The sequence below is a fragment of the Duganella aquatilis genome, assembly GCF_009674565.1.
Classification (GTDB): Bacteria; Pseudomonadota; Gammaproteobacteria; order Burkholderiales; family Burkholderiaceae_D; genus Rugamonas; species Rugamonas aquatilis.
The window spans coordinates 80,524-101,665 of sequence record NZ_WKJL01000010.1; the positions used below are offsets into that span (position 1 = coordinate 80,524).

Consider the following 21,142-nt stretch of genomic DNA (forward strand, 5'->3'; position numbering starts at 1 on the left):
CGCATCGATTGTCGCGGGAGCAAGCCACCCTAGAGGTGGCTTTTTCTATTCCAGCACGCCAATTTTTTTGAGTTTAATCTCTAATGCGTCCTGGTCTTTGAACTGCGCGGTGTCAAATGCGACATAGAAGGATGGGAATCCGTCACCGACATCAAATGCGCACGACGCTGCCTTCACTGCCGTATATTGGCCTGGATAGTGCGTCTCGAACATTTTTTTATACCGCTCTTTGGTCAAGCTGTTGTGGATTGGTCGATTCATCCTTGGCTCATCGTCCTCTGTGACAAAGCCATGGTTCTCCAAGCCTTTATGTAATTCGGCGAATGACACTGCGTCGTTGAGAAATCGCTCGGTAAAATAATCGCTCATGTTTGGGATAGCGTTTGGGTTGTGCCAGGGTATATCGGCGAGTTTGAAAATTATATTGCAAAAAAGCATTGTCTAACTGGTTATTTTGAGCCAGAAGACGTGCTTGTGTGAATATGGGAAAGAGTGGTACTGAAAGGCTACGGCCAGAGCGGTATGTCGGCCAGCGCGATCGTGGCGCAGGTGCCGAATAAGCAGGATAGTTGAAAGTAAGTTCGCTGAACCAGTTGGCCGCCTTGAGCGGCCATTTTCATTTTGAGGTACACATGACTGTCCGCCTGTTGAAGCCGTACAACCAGCGCCCGGCTAACGCCCTTGCCACGTTCGATGCAAGCGTAGAGGCTGGCCTGATCGCTGCGAATAAAGCATCGGCGGATTTGACTGGTGGCTTCAAGTACTTCGTGCCGCGCCCAGGTCCGATGCTGCAATCGAAGCAGATCGCTGTCGGCTCGGTGACGCTGAAAATGGAAGAGCGGACGACGGTAACGTTGCCGGAGGGGCAGGTGCTGCTGATCGAGGGCCAGCCCGGCACGGTCGGCGAGGCGTCGCGCGCTGGCACTACCGACAAATGGACCATCGGCGCTTACGGACTGCCGCAGATCGGGCCGTACGCCGGCGTGCAGAAGGTGACCATCACGTGCACGCTGGGCGAGATCACCGCCTAAGTGCGCGATGCGGCATCCATCAGTTCAGTCACCGCTCTTGGCAATGCGACAGCGTTTGCTGGAGATTCCCTGCAGGCACAGTCGGGGCCGATCACCACGATCGTGCCAGGCACCTCTGTGACCATCACGAAACCCGATATCGGATGGGGTGGCTGGATGATCCGTTTCTCCAACGGAGCGATCAACCTGGTCGGAAACTTCGCCGTGATCGGGTACACCACTGAGCAGATCCTTGAGACCATCCCTGCAGTCATTGCATCCGGCGCCAAGACCGTCTTCGTCAACGGGATGACCAACGATATCGTCAACGGCTGGCCGATTTCTCGCACCAAGACAGCCCTGTCGGCGATCTACAAGGCGCTGCGCGACGCCGGCATCCGGATAGTGATGGTCACTGCACCGCCGCTGTACAAGCTGACCGCCGTCGAGGGTGGGAAGTTTGTCGCACTCAATGAATGGGTGCGGGAGCAGGCTCGGGCCTTTGGCTGCAGGCTAGTGGATCTCTTCAAGATCGTTGCCGATCCAATGTCGGTTACTGGCTGGGCGAAACCAGGAGCTCTGCTGCCTGACTTCACCCACTTCGTGCAGCGCACTGCGCGCGCCTGTGGGCTTATGGCCTGGAAGGCGGTCGCCGATCTCTTCCCTGACAGGTCCGTGCACGCTGTCTCGGCACTCGATCTGAGAACGCTCAACCCGGACGGTAGCAACCTGCTGAGCAGTGCGCTCATGATGGGGGCGACCGGTACCGGGCTGAACATCGGGGCGATCCCCGCGAATTCGGTCGCGACGGGCATGCAGGTTGGTACATCTGTGGCTGGGCCCACAATTGTGCCGAGCCTGGTGGCGCGCGCCGACGGCTACGGTTTCGATCAAGTGATGCAGGTGACTGGTGGTGTCATCGCAGGCAGCGATGCACTGATCCGCAACAACGACACCGCGTACACGCGCGCAGTCGCTGGTGACGTGCTGTACGGTCAGATGTGGCTCGCTGCGCAGAACATGTCGAACGTCTACCGCATCCAGCTGTCGCTGACGTGCCGGATTGATGGCGTGCTGTACAACTCGATCGACTGCTCCAGTTCCGGCGACCAGTCGCTGGGCTCATCGCAGATCGACCAGTCTGACTTCGAAAGCATGCCGTTCACCACGACGCCATTCCAACTTCCAGCATCTGGCGTGATCACCTCCTTGACGCTGACTGCGAATGTCTATTTCTCCGAGGCGAACGGCACGATCAAGCTATCTGCTGGCCGCCCAATGATTCGCAACAAGCTGTGAATATTCTGCGGCAAGTCGCGCTGGCCAGCCTCTTATCACCACGCTGCCGATGAGCAGAACATGAAGCTCCGGACGTTGAAATCAAGCGTGCAGCAGCTGCGCAATACGCTGCCTATCGCTCAGCCGCTGTCGTGGCGCGCCAGCAAGGAGAGCAGCACCCAGCGGGGATATGGCTACAAGTGGCAGCAAGCGCGCGCCGGTTACCTGCGCAGCCACCCGCTCTGCGTTTACTGCGAGCGGCAAGGGCGGACCACCGAGGCGACAGTGGTCGACCATCGCATTCCGCACCGCGGCGACCAGGCGCTGTTTTGGGATAAGGCGAACTGGCAGGCGCTGTGCAAGCCCTGTCACGATGGCCAGAAGCAGCGAGAGGAAGCCCGGGCGGCACTGCTCGATCCGCGCGTGATCGATGGTGTCGGCCTGATCCGAGACCGGGCTGAGAAAAGTTTCATCAGGGAATGATTGTGGTCTGGTAGGGGGGGGCGGTCAAAAGTTTGGACTGCCAGTTTTCCTAGACCGCGCATTCCCCCATTCGCGGAAAAAATTCCCCTTTTTGATTTTAGGAAATCAGCAAATGGCAGGCGTACAAGGCAAGAGCGGAGGGCCGCGCCCCAACGCTGGCGGCGCACGTCCTGGCGCTGGGCGGAAGCCAAAGACGGCCGAGAAATCAGCAAATGCGGCCGTAGAGACAAAGTTGGAGCCGCAGCCGCGTGGCGGCGCCCTTAAGCGTAAGAAGGCGGTGCCGGTAGAGATCGAAGCGTGCGACATGCTGACCCTGTTGCAGAAGATCGCGCTGGGCCAGGTTGACGCCAGCGCCGGTCAGATCCGCGCCGCGATTGCTGCAGTTCAGTACACGCACACGAAGAAGGGCGACGGCGGGAAAAAGGACGAGGACGCCGAGAAAGCCAAGAAGGCGGGCGCTGGCAAATTTGCCCCGGCAGCTCCTCCTCGTCTGGCTGCTGCCGGTGGAAAGAAGGTTTAAGTGGTGATGTGGACCACGGCATGCCCGGACTGGGCGACGCGCCTGCGCGCGGGTGAAACGATCATCCCGCCGCCGATCTTCCCTGACCAGGCGGAGCAGGCCCTCGCGATCTTCAAGCAACTCAAGATTGTTGACGCGCCCGGCAGCCCGACATTCGGCGAATCCTGTGCGGAGTGGGTGTTTGACTTGGTGCGCTGCATCTTTGGTGCTTACGACGCTGACACCGGCAGGCGCCTGATCGTCGAGTTCTTCGTGCTGCTACCGAAGAAGAATTCGAAATCGACGGTTGCGGCCGGGATCATGATGACGGCACTGATCTTGAACTGGCGCCAGTCGGCAGAGTTCTCGGTGCTGGCCCCAACAGTGGAGGTCGCCAACAACGCGTACACGCCCGCGCGGGACATGGTGCAGAAGGACGACGACCTGGACGCTTTGATGCATGTTCAGTCGCATGTAAAGACGATCACGCACCGTGAGAGCAACGCCACGCTCAAGGTGCTGGCGGCAGATCAGAATACCGTCGGCGGCAAGAAGTCGGTCGGTACGCTGGTCGACGAGTTGCACCTATTTGGAAAGATCCCGAGCGCTGAGAACATGTTCCGCGAGGCGCTGGGTGGACGCGCATCACGCCCGGAGGGCTTCGTGATCTGGCTGACGACTCAGTCCGATGAGCCGCCGGCCGGCGTGTTCAAGCAGAAGCTGGATTACGCGCGCAAGGTACGCGACGGTGAGATCAACGATCCGTCGTTCGTGCCAATTATTTTCGAGCACCCGCCAGAAATGGTGATTTCGGGCGAATGTCTGCTGCTGGAAAACATGGCGATGGTGAATCCGAACATCGGCTTCTCTGTCGATGAGGCGTTCCTTGAACGTGAGTTCAAGATCGCGCAGCAGGCCGGGCCAGAGTCGTTCCGCGGCTTTATGTCCAAGCACGCCAACGTCGAAATCGGCCTGAACTTGCGGTCCGACCGCTGGGCTGGCGCCGAGTTCTGGGAGAAAGCGGCGATTCAGGTATTTACCTTGGAGGAGCTGGTCGCCCGTTGTGAGGTGGCGACAGTTGGTATCGACGGCGGTGGCCTGGACGACCTCTTGGGGCTGGCTGTTACCGGCCGCGAGCGCGGAACTGGTCGGCTGCTCGCGTGGTTCCATGCCTGGGCGCACGAGATCGCGCTGGAGCGCCGCAAGGAAATTGCGCCGGCGCTGCTCGACTTCGTCAAGCAAGGCGACCTCACCATCGTGAAGGTGCCAGGTGATGACGTCATCGAGGTGGCCGACTTCGTGTGCCAGGTGAACGACGCGGGCCTGTTGCCGGAGAAGATTGGTATCGGCGTCGACGCCGCCGGCATCATCGACATCGTGACCGAGCTTGTCAGTACGGAGCGGGGTATCACGATGGAACAGATCATCTCCATCCGTCAGGGTTATTCCTTGAACGGCGCCATCAAGTCAACCGAGCGCCAGGTGGCCGCGAAGACGCTGGTCCACGCAGGTCGACCAATGATGAACTGGTGCGTGGGTAACGCCCGCATCGAGGACAAAGGCAACGCGATTCTGGTCACGAAGGCGGCGTCAGGCAAGGCAAAGATCGACCCGCTGATGGCGCTGTTCAACGCAGTGTCGCTGATGGCGCTGAACCCGGTAGGCAAGGGCAATTCGGTGTATGAGACACGCGGCATTCGCATGATTTAAGGAATCCATGGGCATTTTTGATATTTTCCGGTCGAAATCGACGCCGGAGGCGCAGTCACGCCCAGGCCCGAACGCATCATCGGGCGAGCTGTTTGCCGGACTGGATGACCCGGACCTTCTGGCCTTCATGCGCGCCGGTCCCGAAACAGCGTCCGGTGCTTATATCAGTGCTTCGAAGGCGTTGCAGAATATGGCACTGCTGCGGTGTGTGACGCTGATCTCGGAATCGATCGGCATGCTGCCGCTGAATCTGATGGTGCGCGGCGCCGACAAGCATCAGGCTGTAGATCACCCGCTGTACAAAGTACTGAAGCGCCGGCCGAATAGCTGGCAAACCCCTTACGAATTCAAGAGCCTGCTCCAGTCGCACGTACTGCAGCATGGAAATGGCTATGCCCGGATCATCCGCTCGCGCGGCGAGGTCACAAACCTGATCCCAATGCACCCCACGCGCACGGTGCCGAAGCAGAACGACGATTGGAGCCTGTCGTACCGCTACACGCGTGAAAATGGCACGTCGCTCGACATTCCCGGCGCTGAAGTTCTGCACCTGCGCGATTTGTCGGACGACGGAATTATCGGTCTGTCCCGCGTGAAGCTGGCAAAGGAAGCGCTAGGGATCGCCCAGCAGGCCGAGCGCGCCGCGGCACGCCTTTTCAAGAACGGCGTGATGGCCGGCGGATCGCTGGCAGCGCCTGGCCCGCTCAGTGATCAGGCATACAAGCGGCTTCAGGATTCGCTGGAAGGGAAGAGCGGCGCCGACCAGGCACACAAATGGATGATCCTGGAGGAGGGGTTAAAAGCAGAGAAGTGGGCCGCATCGCCATCCGATTCCCAGCATTTGGAAAACCGAAACCATCAGATAGAAGAGGTGGCGCGCGCATTCGGCGTGCCGCGGCCTCTGCTGATGATGGACGAGACATCGTGGGGTAGCGGCATCGAGCAGCTGGCCATCTTCTTCGTGCAGTACGCGCTGCAGCACTGGTTCACCGTGTGGGAAGAGGCCGCCGCGCGGTCGCTGCTGACGCCGGACGAATCCGAAACCCACTACGTGAAATTTAATGAGCGCGCGCTGCTGCGCGGAACGCTGAAAGACCAGGCCGAATACTTCGCCAAGGCGCTCGGTTCCGGCGGCCATGCGCCATGGATGGCGCAGAACGAAGTGCGCGACCTTCAGGATATGCCGCGCTCCAGCGATCCCGGCGTGGACACCGTCCGGCCACCGAATACATCAGCAAAGCAAGGAACTTCGAATGAGCCTGTTAAAACTCCCTGAGATCAGCGCGGCGCTCAAGCCGGGCGCCGTCCAGTTCGACATGCGCCCCGACGCGCTGGAGCGCTGGGAGCCGTCAATCCGTGCCGCTGCCGATGATGGCCCGACGATCTCGATTTACGACCGTATCGGCGATTCGTACGACGGCGAAGGCGTGACCGCAAAGCGGATCTCGGCAGCGCTGCGCAATATCGGCGCCCGAGATGTCACCGTGAACGTGAATTCTCCTGGCGGAGACTTCTTCCAGGGCGTTGCGATCTACAACATGCTGCGCGAGCACAAGGCAAAGGTCACGGTCAACGTGATGGGCATCGCAGCGTCGGCCGCTTCCGTCATCGCGATGGCCGGCGACGAAATCATGATGGGCGATGGCGCCTTCCTGATGATCCACAATGCTTGGGCGGTCGCCATGGGCAATCGTCACGACATGATGGCAGCTGCCGAACAGCTGGCGCCATTCGATGCGGCCATGGCTCAGGTCTACGCTGCGCGCTCGGGCCAGCCGGTCGCTGACATCGCGGCGATGATGGATAAGGAAAGCTGGCTGGGCGCCGGTCAGGCCGTCGATGATGGCTTCGCCACCGGAGTGATCCAGCGCGACCAGATCTCGCAGGATCCAGAAGCACACGCACAAACGAAATATCTCGCGATGGTCGAGGCGTCGATGGCGCGGGCGGGTCACTCCCGTTCGGTGCGGCGCGAGGCCATCAAATCCCTGTTTTCTGGCACGCCGGGCGCTGCCGAGAAAGGCGTCAAGCCGAGCGCTGACGCCAACTTCGCAGCCTCGCTGCAATCCATGATCGACAACATGAAAGGTAATGTATGAAAAAAGCAATGATCGCCAGCGCCCTGGTCGCGCATGCCATGGCCGCCTACGGCGCGCAAGCAAACCAACCGGTTCCGCGTGGCATCGTCTCGGTGAGCGCCGACGCGGGCACCGAAGTGAAAGCGCTGATTGAAGGCGTCAACAAGGCCTTCGCCGATTTCAAGGCGGAGCACAGCAAGCAGCTGGAGGACGTGAAGAAGGGCCAGGCCGACGCGCTGCAGGCCCTGCAGGTCGACCGCATCAACACCGAAGTCGCAAAGCTGCAGGCGGCCGTCGACGATGCCAACCTGAAGATCGCGGCAGCGCAAATGAATGGCGGCGCCGCAGCGGGTCTGAAGGACAAGGAATACACCGAAGCCTTCAACGCGCACTTCAAAAAAGGCGAGGTCCAGGCTGCGCTGAACAAGGGCGCTGCGCAGGAAGGTGGCTACCTGGCGCCCACCGAGTGGGATCGCACCATCACCGATCGCCTGGTGGTTGTATCGCCGATGCGCGCGCTGTGCGCTGTGCAACCGATCAGCACGAACGGTTTCACCAAACTGTTCAACAATCGCGGCACCACCTCTGGCTGGGTCGGCGAAACGGATGGCCGCGCGCAGACCGCCACTCCGACGTTCGGCAGCCTGACCTACAACACCGGCGAGCTGTACGCCAATCCGGCGGCGACCCAGCAGATGCTGGACGACTCCGCGATCAACCTGGAAGCGTGGCTGGGCGGCGAGGTCGAAACTGAGTTCTCTCTGCAGGAAGGCATCGCTTTCCTGACCGGCAATGGCAACAACAAGCCGAACGGTCTGCTGACCTACATCACCGGCGGCGCGAACGCCGCCGCCCACCCATGGGGCGACATCAAGACTGTGAAAAGCCAGTCCGCTGCCGCGCTCACTGCCGATGGCCTGATCGATCTGGTACACGAACTGCCCGGCGAGTACACCGGCAACGCCCGCGCGATCATGAACCGCAACACCCAAAAGGCGATCCGCAAGCTGAAGGACGGCGAAGGCAACTATCTGTGGCAGCCATCCTTCCAGGCCGGCGCTCCAGCGACCATGCTGGGCTACGGCATCACCGAAGTGGCCGGTATGCCTGACGTCGCGGCCAACTCGAAGCCGATCGTGTTCGGTGACTTCAAGCGCGGCTACGTTATCGTCGATCGCGTGGGCATCCGCGTGCTGCGCGATCCGTTCACCAACAAGCCGTACATCCACTTCTACACTACGAAGCGCGTAGGCGGCGGCCTGCTGAATCCTGACGTCCTGAAGGCGTTGACCATCAGCGCTTAAGTCCCACCACGGCGTCCGGCGATCGCCGGGCGCTCAAAGGAGAAGACATGATTTTCGAAAAACCATTCAAGGGCGTACCGGACGGCGAGATCTATCCGGTCGATTACGAGCCGGGCGACGAGTGTCCGCCGGAACTGGAGGCCGCGGCGATCGAGTGCGGTGCCGTTACACCCGAAGAGGGCGCAGCCAAGCCCACCGCCGCCAAGAAAGCGTCGGCAAAATGACGTTAGTATCGATCGACGCTGCCATTCTGCACCTACGGGTGATCGATGAAGATGAGCGCGCTGATGTCGAACTGAAGCTGGAAGCAGCCGAACAAGCAGCCGTCTCGTACCTGAATCGCTATGTCTATGGCGACCAGGATGCACTGGACGCTGCCCTGGCCGCTGCGCCGGAGGCATTTTCTGCGGCGCGCCAGGCGTACCTGGAAGCAAGCGCTGCGGCTGCCTCGCTGGCCGATGGTGCTGAGCGCGCTATGGCGATTTTGGGGGCAAGCACGAAGTTTGACGCCGCGAACCTCGTAAATATTCATACCTGTCGGGGCATGGTGGTCACCAGCGCGATCAAGTCCGCCATCTTGTTGATTCTCGGCCATCTTTACGAAAATCGCGAGGACGTCGTTATCGGCTTGACCGTGGCGTCGCTGCCCACTGGCGCCAAGGCGCTGCTTCAGCCTCACCGGATCGGGGTTGGACTCTGATGCGTGGCTCTCAACTGGATCGCCGGGTCACGATCGAGCGGCAGACGCAGGTCGACGCGGACGGCTACGGCCCTCAGCCCGGCCCCTGGGTGACTGTGGTCGCCCGTGTGCCCGCGGAGGTTCTCGATGACCTGCCCAGCAAGTCCGAGTCCGAGCAGGCGGGTCTGTTGTTGGCGAAGCGTCCTGCGCGCTTGCGGATGCGTTATATGCGGGGCCTGTCTTCGGACATGAGGGTCGTTTTGCACGGCGAAAGTGACGAAGTTTTTCAAATCGTTGGAGGCCCAGCTGAACTTGGCCGCCGGCGGTGGATCGAAATGACCTTGGAGAGCTATTCAACGTGAGCGACGAAACCGTTGTTGGCGGCCGCGCGCTGGATGCGTTCCTCCGGGGACTGCCAGTCAAGATCGAAACGAACATCATGCGCTCCGCGCTGCGCGCCGGCGCCAACGTGTTCAAGGAAGAGGTCAAGGCGACAATTCCAGAAAAGTCCGGCGACCTGCGTCGCAGTGTACGTGTCACCACGCGCATCAAGGCCGGCACGGTGACTGCATCGCTTAAGGTAGGGGGCAAGAAGGCATGGTACTGGCGCTTCGTCGAGTTCGGTACCGCAGCGCACCGCATCGGGCCGAAGAACGCCAAGGCACTAGCGCTGGCAGGTGTGGTGGTCGGCTGGGTTCATCACCCTGGCGCGCGCCCGAAACCGTTTATGCGCCCGGCTTTCGATGCGAGGGCAGGCGTGGCGATGGACGCCGTTGCAGCACAAATCCGCGCGCGCCTGACCTCCGAAGGGATAAACGTGCCGGCAGCGGAGGGCGAATGAGCGACACAGCTGTGATCCGCACTGTGCTGGTGGCTGACGCTACGCTCACAGCGCTCGTGCCGGCGAACCGAATCGTCGTTGGCGAGATTCAGCAAGCGGAGACGCTGCCGGCGATCTCGATCGAAACAATTTCCAGTTCGGAGCGAAAGCGGGTAGCCGACTTACCTGGCGCGGTCCTGATGTCGGCGCGCACCCAGGTTACCGTTTTGGCGGCGTCCTACGCGGACCAAAGGCGCATCCTGGATGCAGTGGCCAATGCAATCAAGGGCGGTCGTCGTCGGGTTGCAGGAGTCTTGGTTGCGAGCATTCGTCGCGATATCGTTGGCCCGGATTTGCGCGATGGCGCGCTCGGTCTGTACATGCAGTCGCGTGATTTTCAAGTCGTCTATTACAGGCCACAGGCCTAAAAATAAGTTTCTCCAGCCCGCCCGTATCGCAATTTTGCGTGCGGGCTTTTTTATTGAAAGGATGACCATTATGAGTAATGGTGAAAACGTCACGACCGTTGCGGAAAGTGAACTGTATATTTCCCTGGCGGCGCCGGCGACGCATACCAAAGCCGGCTTCGAGGCTCTGACCTGGGTCTTGATCGGTGAAATCACCGACATCGGCACCGTGACCGGCCGCGAATACAACACTTCCACCCACGCGCCTGTCGCCAGTGCCCAGCAGATTGAAAAGAAGGCCAGCTATAAGCTGGGCACCTCCGAATTCAAAATGGGCTGGGATGAAAACGACGAAGGCCAGATGATGGTCGACGAGGCCAGCAAGGACTACAGCATCCCGTCGTTCAAGCTGGTCAAGCAGGACGGCGCCATTCGCTACTTCACCGCCCAGGTATCGAAGTTCACCGAAGACAACGGCACCGTCGACAACGTCGTGCAGGGAAGCATGACCCTGCTGCGTCAGACCGACACCATCCGCGTGCCGGCACCGGTGTAAGCCGACCTGCGATCGAGTTTTACCTCACCCCGTAGCACCACGAAGGGCCGGCTGAGAACTGGCCTTTTTCATTCTTTATTTTGGAGAAATACGTCATGACCGATATCCGCAAACACGCCGTCGAACCGACCACCACCCTGCATCTGCGCAACGCGGCCGATGAGCTGCTGTATGCCGACGACGCCGAAGGTAATCCGGACAAGTCGCGCCCGATGCGTGCCGTGCTGTATGGCCCAGGCTCGAAGCCATTCAAGAAAGCCCAGGCTGCAGCCAGCAACCGCATGATGGAACGCCTGAAGAAAAAAGGTAAGGACAACGTCTCGGCAGAAGAAAAGGCGCAGGAAGACGCCGAGTTCCTGGTTTCCTGCACCAAGTCGCTGGAGAACGTCGAATTCGATCAGCTGACCGGCGACGCGCTGAGCAAGGCGGTCTACACCACGCCCGAGATCGGTTTCATCCCCGAGCAGATCAATAAGCACATCAGCGACTGGGCAAATTTTACGAAGGCGTCGCCGACGAACTAGTCCTGTACGTCCGGCAGGCCGCCTGGCTGGCGGCCATTCCAGTGGTGGAAGCGAAATCTAAGATTCGCCAGATTTCGCGGCTGGAGCGGCACAAGCAGGATGGTGTCCCGCCCAGCTATCCGCCGATCGGCGCCGGCGCGCACCTGATCGAGTACCTATACGAGATCGGTCCGACGCTCCCTGGTGCAATGGGTGAGGTGCCGGTCACTCATGTCGAATTGCGGGCCTGGCAAGAGAACGCCGGGATCGAGCTGCAACCGTGGGAGGCGAAGCTTTTGCACCGCCTGTCCGCTGAGTACCTGGGGCAGGTGCACAAGGCAACCGATCCGGCCTGCAAGCCGCCATTCGGCCAGCTATACCGCGCGCCAAACCTCAGTAACAAAATCGACGCCGCGCTCGACTGAGCCGCCGTTCTTGCCGCATAACAGCGGCGCTTATTTCATGGTCGCCGAGGCGGCCATCTGTCTTTCTTGGAGTACTGATGATTGTAGGCGACATGGAAATCCGGCTGCGCGCCGATATCGCTCGTCTGCAGCGCGACATGAATCAGGCGCGGCAGGTCGTTGGCGATACCGCCGCCGGCATTGGCCGCGCCGCCGACCAGATGAAGGCGGCATTGGCCGCGATCGGCCTGGGAGCTGGTCTGGCGCAGATCATTCAGATGTCCGATGAATACACGAAATTTACCGCGCAACTTCGCCTGGCTACGCTGTCGCAGCGCGAGTATGCCCAGGCGCTGGCCGACGTGAAGCGAATCTCCACAGATGCGCAGTCCAGCATGGCGGGCGCCGGCACGCTGTACGCGCGGATTGCAAACGGGACGCGCGATTTGGGTGTGTCTCAGAAGCAGGTCGCCGACATCACCGAGACGGTCAGTTTGGCCCTGAAGGTATCCGGCGCCACGGCCGAAGAATCGGCATCCGCCATGCTGCAGCTGTCGCAGTCATTCGCGTCCGGCACCCTGCGCGGCGAAGAATTCAACGCCGTCAACGAGGCGGCGCCGCGTCTCATGAAGGCGTTGGCTGATGGAATGGGCGTGCCGGTCGGCGCACTGAAAGACATGGCCAGCAATGGCCTGATCACGTCCAAAATAATGGCGGACGTGCTGCCTCAGGCGCTGGAGAAGTTGCGCACCGAGAGCGCTCAGATCCAGACCATCAGCGGAGCGATGCAGGTCCTGAAAGATCGCTTCATGGAGTTTACGGCGGTTCAGGCCCAGACGAATGGCATGGTGTCGCTGCTGACCGCCGGCATCGGCGTGCTCGCCAACAATCTGACGTTGGTAACTGGTGTCGTATCGACTTTGGCTGCGGTCAACGTTGTGAACTGGCTGACTGCGTGGGTTGCCAAGACCTACGAGCGCATCACCGCAGCATATGCACAGGTAGCGGCAGAGAATGCCGTTCGCGCCGCTTCGCTGGCCGCCATCGAAACAGAGGTCGCACGTGCTGCGGCTGATGTTGCAGTTGCGACAGCGACCCAATCCGCGATCCTGGTCGCGCGCGAAGAGGTGGTGGTGCGTTTGGCACAGGCGAATTCGAATATCGTGGCGGCGAGCGCCGCCGTCGAAGCTGCGACAGCAGCCGGCGCACAGAGCTTTGCGCTTCGAACGCTTCGTGCCGCTACCACTGAACTTGCAGCCGCCGAGGCGGCGCGCACTGCTGAACTATCTGCTTTGGCGGTACTGGGGCAGCAGCAGGCGCGGGTAAGTGCGCAGATCACGGCAGCGACGGCCGCGCAGGCCGCGTCGCAAACTGCACTCAACACCGCAAGCGCCGTGGGATCCACCGCGGCAGGCGTCGCCGGCCGTGCGCTCGGGCTGCTGGGCGGCCCGATCGGCGCCGTTGTGACGCTGCTCGGTCTGGCAGCAACTGCCTGGTCGGTATGGGGGGCGAAGGCGGAGCAGGGTAACCAGCAAGCCGCTGAATCGTTTGATGAAGCGCAGGCCCGCATCATCAAAGGCCTCGACGAACAGATCGCCAAGAACGAAAAACTGATCCAGCTGCAAAGCGGCGGCATGAATAAGGACAAGGCCGAAAAAAACTTGGCAGTTCTTGATCAGCTTGCGGCAGCCTCCCGGCGCCTGGACGATATCAATACTCGCTCTGGGGATTTCGCACCCGACAAGGGCAAAAGCAACGACGATATCTTGTTCGCGCGCCTGAAGGTGCTGAGGGACATCGATGAGCTTGGTGCCAAAATGCAGAAGCGGGATGCTACGGCAGATGCGGCCGCTGCGGTCGGCCCGGCCGCGCAAGCTCTGGTCGCCGTGCGCGAACGCCTCACCGGGGTGAACAAGCAGTATCTTGATGACCTGAAGGCTCTGCAAACCGCCCGTGAGAGCAACGCGATCGGTGAAAAAGAATATGTCGGCCTGGTGGCGGCCTTGGCTACTGAAACTTATAAGAAATCCGAGGCCGGCAAAGACAGTATCGCCGGCATGAAAAAAGAGGAAACTGCCTATGAGTCGCTGATCTCGTCGATTCGCAGCAAGATTTCCGAAAACCAGGCGGAACTCAATACCGGCAAGGATGCTACCGAGTCGGAAAAAACCGCCATCAAGATCACCGAAGAGCTCGCAAGCGGCAAGCTCAAGCTGAGTGCTGCGCACAAAGATGTGCTCGCCTCCGCGCTTGCCCAGCAGGCGGCATCGGAACAAGCCCTCAAGGCCCAGACTGCACAAGGCGACGTGACGAAATTTATCGCGGCCAGCACTACCGCCCGTAGCGAGGCGGCCAAGGCGTTGGATGTCGAATATGCCGCCTACGGAAAGACCACCGATGCGCGCGATATGGAAATGGTCGCGGTTAAGTCGCAAGCGGACACACAAAAGAAGCTTGACGATCTCCAAGTGGCGAAGCTGCCGATTACCGATCAGATCATCGCGCAGCTTAAGTCTGAGGAAGCAGCGCGCACGCTGGTCGGCCAAGCTACTCTGGGGCAAACGAAGGCCTTGCAGTACGCAGCCTCCCTCAAGGCCGACAACGAACGATTTGCAGCTGAGTCTATTGCAGATCCGAAAGCACGCGCCGATGCGCTGCTGGCGATCGACGATCGCACCTGGAAAGAGCGGATCAAGCTGGCTGGCGACGGCACCGAGGCGCAGCGTATCTTGCAGGCTGAGTACGGCACGTGGTACGCCAACCAGCAGAAGCGGCTGACCAGCGAGGTCGACGTCACGCGCGCGACCGAGCTTCTGAAAATCATGGAGGCCGTGGATGATGCCGCTCGTCAGGCTGCGCAAGGCATGGCTGATTCGTTCGGCGCCGTCGGCAAGGCGGTCGGCGACCTGACCACCGCCCTGACCGGCTACCAACGCGCGCAGGCGACCATTGCCGCGCAGCTTGCTGCTTCGCTTCAAGATGCGAAGGGCGACCCAACCAAGGTCGCAAGGGCGCAGGCCGTGGCCGCCCAGCAAAGCGCGCAGGCACAGATCAAATCGTATGGCGATATGGCCAGCGCGGCCAAGGGCTTCTTCAGTGAAAACTCGAAGGGCTACAAAATACTGGAAACCACCGAGCGAGCCTTCCGCGCTTATGAGATGGCGATGGCCCTTGAATCGATGGTAAAGAAGATCTTCTTCAAGGAGGGGGAGGTCGCTGCAAACGTTGCTCTCAACGCTACCAAACTGACCGGCGAAGCGACCACCAGTGCCGCATCGACCAGCCTGGCCGCGACGGAGGCGAGTGCCTGGGGTGTAACGGCTGTGGTCAAGGCGTTGGCCTCATTGCCGTTCCCTGCCAACCTTGCCGCCGGCGCCGCCACTTTGGCCGCTGTCATCGCCATCGGCGCCAAGCTTGTTGGTGGGCTGGGCGGTGGCAGTGGTGGCGGCCAGTCGGCCGCCGACGTGCAGAAGGCGCAGGGCACTGGCTCGGTATTCGGCGACAGTTCGGCGAAGTCGGATTCGATCCGCCGCTCGATCGAGCAGCTGACCGCCAATTCCAGCGACATGCTGCCGATCAACCAGGGCATGCTGACCGCGCTGCAGAACATCGAATCGTCGATGACGGGCCTGACGAACTTGGTGGTGCGCACCACGGGCCTGACCGATGGCGCCAACATGGGCATCCAGACCGGCACGATCGCGACGGGCGGCGTAGTTGCGCTCGCCGGCAGCGCCCAGGTGGGTAGCATGATCGGCGGCGCGCTGGCCGGCCCGCTCGGGGTTTGGATTGGCGGTGCAATCGGTGGCGCGGTCTCGAAGCTGTGGGGGAAAACAACTCAGAACATCGTTGATTCGGGTCTGCAATACGGCGGCAGCGTGCGCTCCCTGCAGCAGGGCCAAGGTTTCGACCAGTACGCCAGCATCGACACGACCAAGTCCAGCTTCTTCGGCTTGTCGAAGAGTACGAGCAACCGCGTCGAGGTGCAAGGCCTGAACGATGAGTTGTCGAAGCAGTTCGGCCTGATCTTCACGAACCTGGACAAGTCGCTGCAGGCCGCGGCGACCGCCATGGGCGGCTCGGCCGGCGATGTGACCAAGGTGCTGGACAACCTCACGCTGGAAAGCACGAAGGTTTCCTTGAAGGGCCTGACCGGCACCGCGCTGACGGATGCGCTCAATTCGGTCATTTCGAAGTCGATGGACGAAATCGCGGAAGCGGCATTCCCGCAACTCGACCAGTTCCGCCAGGTGGGCGAGGGCTACGCCGAGACGGTGATGCGCATCGCCGGCGACTACGCCAAGCTCGACGCAATCTTGGCCGCCAGCAGCACGACCTTCGGCGCCACCGGCATGGCCAGTATCGCGGCGCGCGAGCGTCTGATCGAGTTGGCCGGCGGCATTGATCAGCTGGCCAGCCAGTCGAACTCGTTCACCTCGAATTTCCTGTCGAAGGCCGAGCAGCTGGCGCCGGTGCAAAAGTACGTCACCGACCAGTTGGCGGCCATGGGGCTGCAAAGCCTGGACACTCGCGATAAGTTCAAGGACTACGTGCTGGGCCTGGCCAACTCCGGCGCGCTGGCGACCGAAGCCGGCGCGCAGCAGTACGCGGCGCTGCTCGCGCTGGCGGATGCCTTCGCGAAAACTCACGCCGCCACGGTCGACCTGACCAAGTCGGAGCAGGAGATCGCCGACGAGCGCACCGACCTGCAGAACAAGCTCGACGAGCTGACCATGACCGAAGCGCAGCTGGCCGAGAAGGCGCGCGCCGCGATCGATGCGCACAATCTGGCGCTGTACGACCAGGTGGTCGCCGCGCAGGCGGCCAAGGATGCGACCAAGGCGCTGCTGGGCGATGTCGACACCGCATATTCGAACCTTCAAGCTGTCGTGGGCACGAAAAAGGATGCCCTCAACGCGATCTACCAGAGCGCATCCGACGGCCTGCAAGCGAGCATCGACAGCGTGACTGCGTCGGTGACGAAGCTGCAAAGCCTGTCGGATTCACTGCACTCCACCCTGGATAGTATGACCATCCCCGGCCAGGAGATGAGCGATCGCGCGGCGGCACAAGCCCAGATCGAGGCGGCGCTGGTCATCGCAAAGGCCGGCGGCCCGCTGCCGGACGCGGACTCGCTGAAGAACGCGCTGGCGACCGTGTCGAAGGATGCCTCTGGTCAGTTCGCCTCGTACACGGACTACATGCGTGACTTGTATCGCACGAAGAACAGTGTTGGCGCGCTGTCCGGCCTGACGGACACGCAGCTCTCGGCCGAGCAGCAGACGCTGAAGACCTTGCAGGCCCAGAAGGCTGCGCTGGATGCCGCGCACAAGGCGGAACTGGCAGCGCTCGACGCAACACTGGACCAGGCGAAGACCCAGACCGATCTGCTGCACGGCATTTACTCGTCGCTGATGACGCTGCCGCAGGCGCTGGCGGCGCTGGGTGGCGCAGTTTCGCAAGCGTCGGCAAATCCGGGCGTCAGCAAGGACACTGTGACCGCGCTGTATGAAGGATTGCTCGGCCGCGCGCCAGAGGCTGCGGGCTTGGCCTTCTGGCAGCTGCAGTTCTCCAATGGCGCGAGCATCGACGCCATCAAGAGCGCAATCATGTCCAGCAGCGAGTACCAGAGCCTGCATCCACCCGGCTTCGCGAGCGGCGGCTTCCATGCCGGCGGCCTGCGCGTGGTGGGTGAAAACGGTCCGGAAATTGAAGCGACCGGCCCGTCGCGAATCTGGAATGCCAGCCAGATGCGTGATGCGATGAGCGGCGGCAGCAACGCCGACCTGGTCGCCGAATTGCGCGCGCTGCGCAGCGAGATGGCGGAAATGCGAGCGACGTCGGCGCGCACGGCCGCCAGCAGCGAAGAGAGCACGAAGCTGTTCAAGCGCGTGATCCGAAACGACAAGCTCTACACGGAGGCTACCCCAGCATGAGAGTAATCCCTCCCATCACCATCACCGACAGCATGCTGGTGAACAGCTCGATCGTTGAGGTGCCGCCGGCGATGCACGCCATGGGCACGACCTACGCGGCCGGTGCGACGGCCAGCGTGGGCACGGTCGGCCAGGTCATCACCGTCTACCGTTCGAAGCAAGCCGGCAACGTTGGCCACGCGCCGGCGAGCAGCCCGGACTGGTGGCTCAACATCGGTGACACGTACGCAGCCTACGATCCGGCCGCCACCTACGGGCTGGGCGACACGGTGATCGATCCGGTCGCCCACCTGGTCTACGAGTCGCAAATTGCGGCAAATCACGGCCAGCCGCTCACCACCGGCACCGCATGGCTGGATTTGGAGCAGCCGACCAACAAGTGGGCGTCGTTCGATCAGTTGCGAAATACCCAGGCTGTTGCACCGGTCGACGTCGTTCAGTCGATCGCGCCGGGCCAGCGCGTGAATTCCATCGCCGTCATCGGCCTGGATGCGCGCTGGGTGACGATTACTGTTTCCGTTGGAGGCGTGGTGAAGTACACCGTGACGGTGGACTTGAGCAAGCGAAAAAGCCGCAGCTGGAGTCAGTATTATTTCGGGCTATTTCCGATGCGCACCAGCGTGCAGTTCTTCAATCTCCCGCCTTACCGAAACGCCACGATCACTGTTACCGCCAGCAAGGTGAACGGTCAGCGCGGCGTGGGCGGGATCATTCTTGGGAATTCGGTGTATCTGGGCGAGGCCCAGTATGAGGCCACATCGGACCACCTGAATTTCTCGGCGATCGAGCGTCGCGATGACGGGAAGCTGAAGCTGGTTCCGGAGCGCTCGGTACCAAAGGTCGACCTCACCATCTGGTTCGATAAAGAGCTCACCAGCCAGCTGCTGGATGTTCGCTCGCAACTCAACGGCCGGCCAGCAGTCTGGTCCGGTCTTGATGATTTCAAACTCGACTATTTCGAACCGCTCTTCATTTATGGCCCGCACAAGGAGTTCAGTTTGAACTTGAAGGAGTTCGAGTTTGGTGTCGCCACCCTGCAAGTAGAGGAAATGTAAAGTATGACTATCACCGCTCCAGTTCCTGTAACCCCGCTTCCACCAGCACCGAACACGAACGATCCGGACAACTTCGATGATTTGGCCGATGCTCGCATCGAAGCGGAAGGGCCGTTTGGCGACCAGATGAACGCGCTGGCTGCCAACGTCTTCAGCAATGCGTCCGAGGCCCAGACGCGCGCGCTTCAAGCGCAGCAGGCGGCGGCCGATGCTTCCAGCGCCGCCGCTGCCGCCGCGGCGTCGACGACGGCCGTCAAGTGGGTCGCTGGCAACTATGCTGATGGGGCAGCGGTGTGGTCGCCGACCAGCCGCTTCTCGTATCGCCATATTGGCGACGGCGCCAGCGCCATCGATCCTGCTCTTGACGCCGCACACTGGGTACTGCAGCTGTATGCGCTGGGCCTGGGTGGCATGATCATCACCGGCAGCGTGGATCTGATCGTCACATCCGGCGGCGCCATCAGCGTCACGCCGGCGACGCCAGGCTTGTACATCACGCTGCCTGATGCCACGACGCTCGCCCAGGGCGCGGTGGCCTTCCACGTATTCAATGCTGGCGTGTACGACATGGGAGTCAGGACTAAAGCTGGCGTGGTGCTGGGCTGGATTCGTCCTGGAACTTCCAGCGTGATCGGCGTGGCATCCAACGCAACGTTGGGCGGCGCCTGGGTGACGAGCAATTTGCATAAGCTTGGCGTGACCGCGATGCTTAACGTGGCATCCGTTCCTGGAACCACGCTGCGTCGCATCGCCATTGATTCCACTCGCACGCTGTTCTTGTTTGGCGCGCTGTATGCCGTGGTCTATGATTCCAGTGCCCAGGCGTGGGGATCACCAATGCTGGTTCGGAGCATCCCCAACGGCGGGCGCGCCTCTGGCATTTTGGTTGGCGCCGATAAAGTGTTGGTGGCGAGTTGCGACGGCACGACCGGTATCCAGTCGGTCGTACTCACGCTGACGGGCGTGACAATCGCGCCACCGGGCACGCCAGCCACTGCAACGGCTGGTGCTAACGTGTCGCTCTGGGGTGACTTTATTGCAGTTGGCGCAGGCTTCGCCTTCTCGTATTTTGGATCTTCCGGTGGCTATCTTCGCGCAATGACGGTCAGCGGCACCGCTCCAACTATCGGCCCTGAAGTCGCGTTCGGGGATTCCCTCCCTCTTTTGTTCGTGTCCGGTGCAGTCCTGCGCGCAGTGAATTACTCAGGCTCGACTCTCGCTTGCCAGCCCTATACGTTGTCTGCGGCCAACTTGACGCCAGGGACTGGTGCAAGCTTTTCATCGTCAGCCGGTGGAAATGTGCGAGCCTTCCAAAACGCTGCTGGGAATATCGTTGCCTTCCACGATTTGGTTGGGTCAGTTGCCGCGACGGTGTTCAAACTGACCGGAACAACCGAAGCGTCTACCTCTATCGCAATGTTCGCGAGCGCTTCTGCAACTTCGAGTAGCCTCGACTATGTACAAATCTCGGCAACCAAAACAGCGGTGGCGACAGCTTCGTCGGGCTCCAGTGTGGTTCTTTGGAACATCCACATCGACAATGGCGGCACGAGCGCCGCCGGAACACCAGATCAATTTTCCGTCACATCTGTTGCGGTGTCTGCCATTGGCGCCTCCGGAAATACTGCTAGATTTGCGGTCAGCAGTGGCTTGGATTTGTTCCCTCCAACGATGTTGCAATTTGACTGCTCTGGTGCTTCTCCAGTACGCGGCAGCGTCCAATCGCGCTGGGGAGTAAATTCCCCTGGCAAGAACTTTTCTGGCAAAGATCTGCGCCATTATTCGCTGCTGGCCGCCGGCAATAATCAGTATGCGTTTGGTGGTAACCACGGTTCTGATGCCTGCTACAACGCCGTCAGCATCCAGTCGTTGCCCGCCCTTGGTGAAAATCTAATCAACGGCACACTCGGCGCTGCAGCAAACGAAAGCTGGGTGCTCACCGGCCTGACAGCGGTCAGCGGCACGCTGGGCACTACAATCAAACGAGTGGAGGCAGCAGCATGATGACCCTGAAGACGCCGGCGGATACCTTCGGTCCTTTCGTTACCGCGCACCAAGAGGGTGCTTCGTGGATCTGCGACGGCGTGGTCTATCCGGCGTCCGTGGTTGGTGATGCCGTCCTCGTGCCGGGCGCTCCTGAAGCACCGCCGACGCTCGCGCCGCCAGTGCCGCGCCAGTGCTCGATGTACGCCGCCCGCACGGTGCTGTATACGGCCGGCCTGCTGGAACTTGTCGAAGGCATCATTGCCAATATGCCTGGCGAGGCGGGCGACCTCGCGCGCATCAAGTGGGCGACGGCGCTGACCGTGCGCCGTGACGACGACTTGGTCACGCAGGTGATTCCAGCGCTCGGGAAGACCGAGGCCGAGATCGACGCCATGTTCGTGGCTGCCGATCTGATCGACCGCCAGTCCTGATCT

At 61.2% G+C, this 21,142-nt stretch carries 21 protein-coding genes; 20 read left to right on the top strand and 1 reads right to left on the bottom strand.

What is annotated here, in order from left to right; genetic code table 11:
* Positions 1-45: 45 nt before the first annotated feature.
* Complete coding sequence (locus GJ698_RS15030; protein WP_154358452.1) at positions 46-369, bottom strand: hypothetical protein; 324 nt, start codon at positions 367-369, stop codon at positions 46-48.
* Positions 370-569: 200 nt separating this feature from the next.
* Here GJ698_RS15030 and GJ698_RS15035 point away from each other — a divergent pair, with 200 nt between their 5' ends.
* From GJ698_RS15035 to GJ698_RS15125, 20 genes are all read left to right on the top strand, one after another.
* Positions 570-1,031 carry a hypothetical protein gene (locus GJ698_RS15035; protein ID WP_154358453.1) on the top strand — a complete coding sequence of 154 codons (462 nt, stop codon included), beginning with the start codon at positions 570-572 and terminating at the stop codon, positions 1,029-1,031.
* Complete coding sequence (locus tag GJ698_RS15040; RefSeq protein WP_154358455.1) at positions 1,032-2,309, top strand: SGNH/GDSL hydrolase family protein; 1,278 nt, start codon at positions 1,032-1,034, stop codon at positions 2,307-2,309.
* Between the two features lie 60 nt (positions 2,310-2,369).
* Positions 2,370-2,771: an HNH endonuclease gene (locus GJ698_RS15045; RefSeq protein WP_154358457.1), complete on the top strand. Its 402-nt coding sequence runs from the start codon at positions 2,370-2,372 to the stop codon at positions 2,769-2,771.
* A 232-nt stretch (positions 2,772-3,003) separates the two neighbouring features.
* Entirely contained in the window at positions 3,004-3,291 is a 288-nt protein-coding gene (locus GJ698_RS15050; protein ID WP_154358458.1) for a hypothetical protein, read from the top strand.
* Between the two features lie 6 nt (positions 3,292-3,297).
* Positions 3,298-4,980, top strand: a complete 1,683-nt coding sequence (locus tag GJ698_RS15055; protein WP_154358613.1) for a terminase large subunit — start codon at positions 3,298-3,300, stop codon at positions 4,978-4,980.
* 7 nt (positions 4,981-4,987) lie between these two features.
* Entirely contained in the window at positions 4,988-6,256 is a 1,269-nt protein-coding gene (locus GJ698_RS15060) for a phage portal protein (RefSeq protein ID WP_154358459.1), read from the top strand.
* Entirely contained in the window at positions 6,234-7,079 is an 846-nt protein-coding gene (locus GJ698_RS15065; RefSeq protein ID WP_154358461.1) for a head maturation protease, ClpP-related, read from the top strand. Before GJ698_RS15060 ends, GJ698_RS15065 begins: the two co-directional genes overlap by 23 nt.
* Positions 7,076-8,362 carry a phage major capsid protein gene (locus GJ698_RS15070; RefSeq protein ID WP_154358463.1) on the top strand — a complete coding sequence of 429 codons (1,287 nt, stop codon included), beginning with the start codon at positions 7,076-7,078 and terminating at the stop codon, positions 8,360-8,362. The genes GJ698_RS15065 and GJ698_RS15070 overlap by 4 nt, the downstream gene beginning before the upstream one ends.
* A gap of 47 nt (positions 8,363-8,409) precedes the next feature.
* The gene (locus GJ698_RS30480) at positions 8,410-8,586 is read left to right on the top strand and encodes a hypothetical protein (RefSeq protein WP_166454874.1); all 177 of its coding nucleotides are present in this window, start codon (positions 8,410-8,412) and stop codon (positions 8,584-8,586) included.
* Positions 8,583-9,062, top strand: a complete 480-nt coding sequence (locus tag GJ698_RS30660; protein WP_208023827.1) for a head-tail connector protein — start codon at positions 8,583-8,585, stop codon at positions 9,060-9,062. The genes GJ698_RS30480 and GJ698_RS30660 overlap by 4 nt, the downstream gene beginning before the upstream one ends.
* Positions 9,062-9,403: a head-tail adaptor protein gene (locus tag GJ698_RS31425; RefSeq protein WP_154358464.1), complete on the top strand. Its 342-nt coding sequence runs from the start codon at positions 9,062-9,064 to the stop codon at positions 9,401-9,403. Before GJ698_RS30660 ends, GJ698_RS31425 begins: the two co-directional genes overlap by 1 nt.
* Positions 9,400-9,882: an HK97-gp10 family putative phage morphogenesis protein gene (locus GJ698_RS15085; RefSeq protein WP_154358466.1), complete on the top strand. Its 483-nt coding sequence runs from the start codon at positions 9,400-9,402 to the stop codon at positions 9,880-9,882. Before GJ698_RS31425 ends, GJ698_RS15085 begins: the two co-directional genes overlap by 4 nt.
* Positions 9,879-10,289: a tail completion protein gp17 gene (gene gp17, locus GJ698_RS15090; protein WP_154358468.1), complete on the top strand. Its 411-nt coding sequence runs from the start codon at positions 9,879-9,881 to the stop codon at positions 10,287-10,289. Before GJ698_RS15085 ends, gp17 begins: the two co-directional genes overlap by 4 nt.
* Positions 10,290-10,359: 70 nt before the next feature.
* The gene (locus GJ698_RS15095) at positions 10,360-10,824 is read left to right on the top strand and encodes a hypothetical protein (RefSeq protein ID WP_154358469.1); all 465 of its coding nucleotides are present in this window, start codon (positions 10,360-10,362) and stop codon (positions 10,822-10,824) included.
* A 95-nt stretch (positions 10,825-10,919) separates the two neighbouring features.
* Positions 10,920-11,348, top strand: coding sequence for a hypothetical protein (locus GJ698_RS15100; RefSeq protein WP_154358471.1), 429 nt, complete (start codon positions 10,920-10,922; stop codon positions 11,346-11,348).
* Positions 11,349-11,392: 44 nt separating this feature from the next.
* Positions 11,393-11,752 carry a hypothetical protein gene (locus GJ698_RS15105; protein WP_154358473.1) on the top strand — a complete coding sequence of 120 codons (360 nt, stop codon included), beginning with the start codon at positions 11,393-11,395 and terminating at the stop codon, positions 11,750-11,752.
* 77 nt (positions 11,753-11,829) lie between these two features.
* Entirely contained in the window at positions 11,830-17,667 is a 5,838-nt protein-coding gene (locus GJ698_RS15110) for a tape measure protein (RefSeq protein ID WP_154358475.1), read from the top strand.
* Positions 17,664-18,722, top strand: coding sequence for a hypothetical protein (locus GJ698_RS15115; RefSeq protein ID WP_154358477.1), 1,059 nt, complete (start codon positions 17,664-17,666; stop codon positions 18,720-18,722). Before GJ698_RS15110 ends, GJ698_RS15115 begins: the two co-directional genes overlap by 4 nt.
* A gap of 3 nt (positions 18,723-18,725) precedes the next feature.
* Entirely contained in the window at positions 18,726-20,726 is a 2,001-nt protein-coding gene (locus tag GJ698_RS15120; protein ID WP_154358479.1) for a hypothetical protein, read from the top strand.
* On the top strand, positions 20,723-21,139 hold the full coding sequence (locus GJ698_RS15125; RefSeq protein WP_154358481.1) for a hypothetical protein: 417 nt from the start codon (positions 20,723-20,725) through the stop codon (positions 21,137-21,139). Before GJ698_RS15120 ends, GJ698_RS15125 begins: the two co-directional genes overlap by 4 nt.
* Positions 21,140-21,142 lie beyond the last annotated feature (3 nt).

Excerpts from the sequence above, each read along its gene's own strand:
- GJ698_RS30660 (WP_208023827.1), top strand. The coding sequence starts at position 8,583 with ATGACGTTAGTATCGATCGACGCTGCCATTCTGCACCTACGGGTGATC.
- GJ698_RS15030 (WP_154358452.1), bottom strand. The coding sequence starts at position 369 with ATGAGCGATTATTTTACCGAGCGATTTCTCAACGACGCAGTGTCATTC.
- GJ698_RS15055 (WP_154358613.1), top strand. The coding sequence starts at position 3,298 with ATGTGGACCACGGCATGCCCGGACTGGGCGACGCGCCTGCGCGCGGGT.
- GJ698_RS15065 (WP_154358461.1), top strand. The coding sequence starts at position 6,234 with ATGAGCCTGTTAAAACTCCCTGAGATCAGCGCGGCGCTCAAGCCGGGC.
- GJ698_RS30480 (WP_166454874.1), top strand. The coding sequence starts at position 8,410 with ATGATTTTCGAAAAACCATTCAAGGGCGTACCGGACGGCGAGATCTAT.
- GJ698_RS15120 (WP_154358479.1), top strand. The coding sequence starts at position 18,726 with ATGACTATCACCGCTCCAGTTCCTGTAACCCCGCTTCCACCAGCACCG.
- GJ698_RS31425 (WP_154358464.1), top strand. The coding sequence starts at position 9,062 with ATGCGTGGCTCTCAACTGGATCGCCGGGTCACGATCGAGCGGCAGACG.
- GJ698_RS15125 (WP_154358481.1), top strand. The coding sequence starts at position 20,723 with ATGATGACCCTGAAGACGCCGGCGGATACCTTCGGTCCTTTCGTTACC.
- GJ698_RS15110 (WP_154358475.1), top strand. The coding sequence starts at position 11,830 with ATGATTGTAGGCGACATGGAAATCCGGCTGCGCGCCGATATCGCTCGT.
- GJ698_RS15060 (WP_154358459.1), top strand. The coding sequence starts at position 4,988 with ATGGGCATTTTTGATATTTTCCGGTCGAAATCGACGCCGGAGGCGCAG.
- GJ698_RS15095 (WP_154358469.1), top strand. The coding sequence starts at position 10,360 with ATGAGTAATGGTGAAAACGTCACGACCGTTGCGGAAAGTGAACTGTAT.
- GJ698_RS15045 (WP_154358457.1), top strand. The coding sequence starts at position 2,370 with ATGAAGCTCCGGACGTTGAAATCAAGCGTGCAGCAGCTGCGCAATACG.
- gp17 (WP_154358468.1), top strand. The coding sequence starts at position 9,879 with ATGAGCGACACAGCTGTGATCCGCACTGTGCTGGTGGCTGACGCTACG.
- GJ698_RS15070 (WP_154358463.1), top strand. The coding sequence starts at position 7,076 with ATGAAAAAAGCAATGATCGCCAGCGCCCTGGTCGCGCATGCCATGGCC.
- GJ698_RS15100 (WP_154358471.1), top strand. The coding sequence starts at position 10,920 with ATGACCGATATCCGCAAACACGCCGTCGAACCGACCACCACCCTGCAT.
- GJ698_RS15115 (WP_154358477.1), top strand. The coding sequence starts at position 17,664 with ATGAGAGTAATCCCTCCCATCACCATCACCGACAGCATGCTGGTGAAC.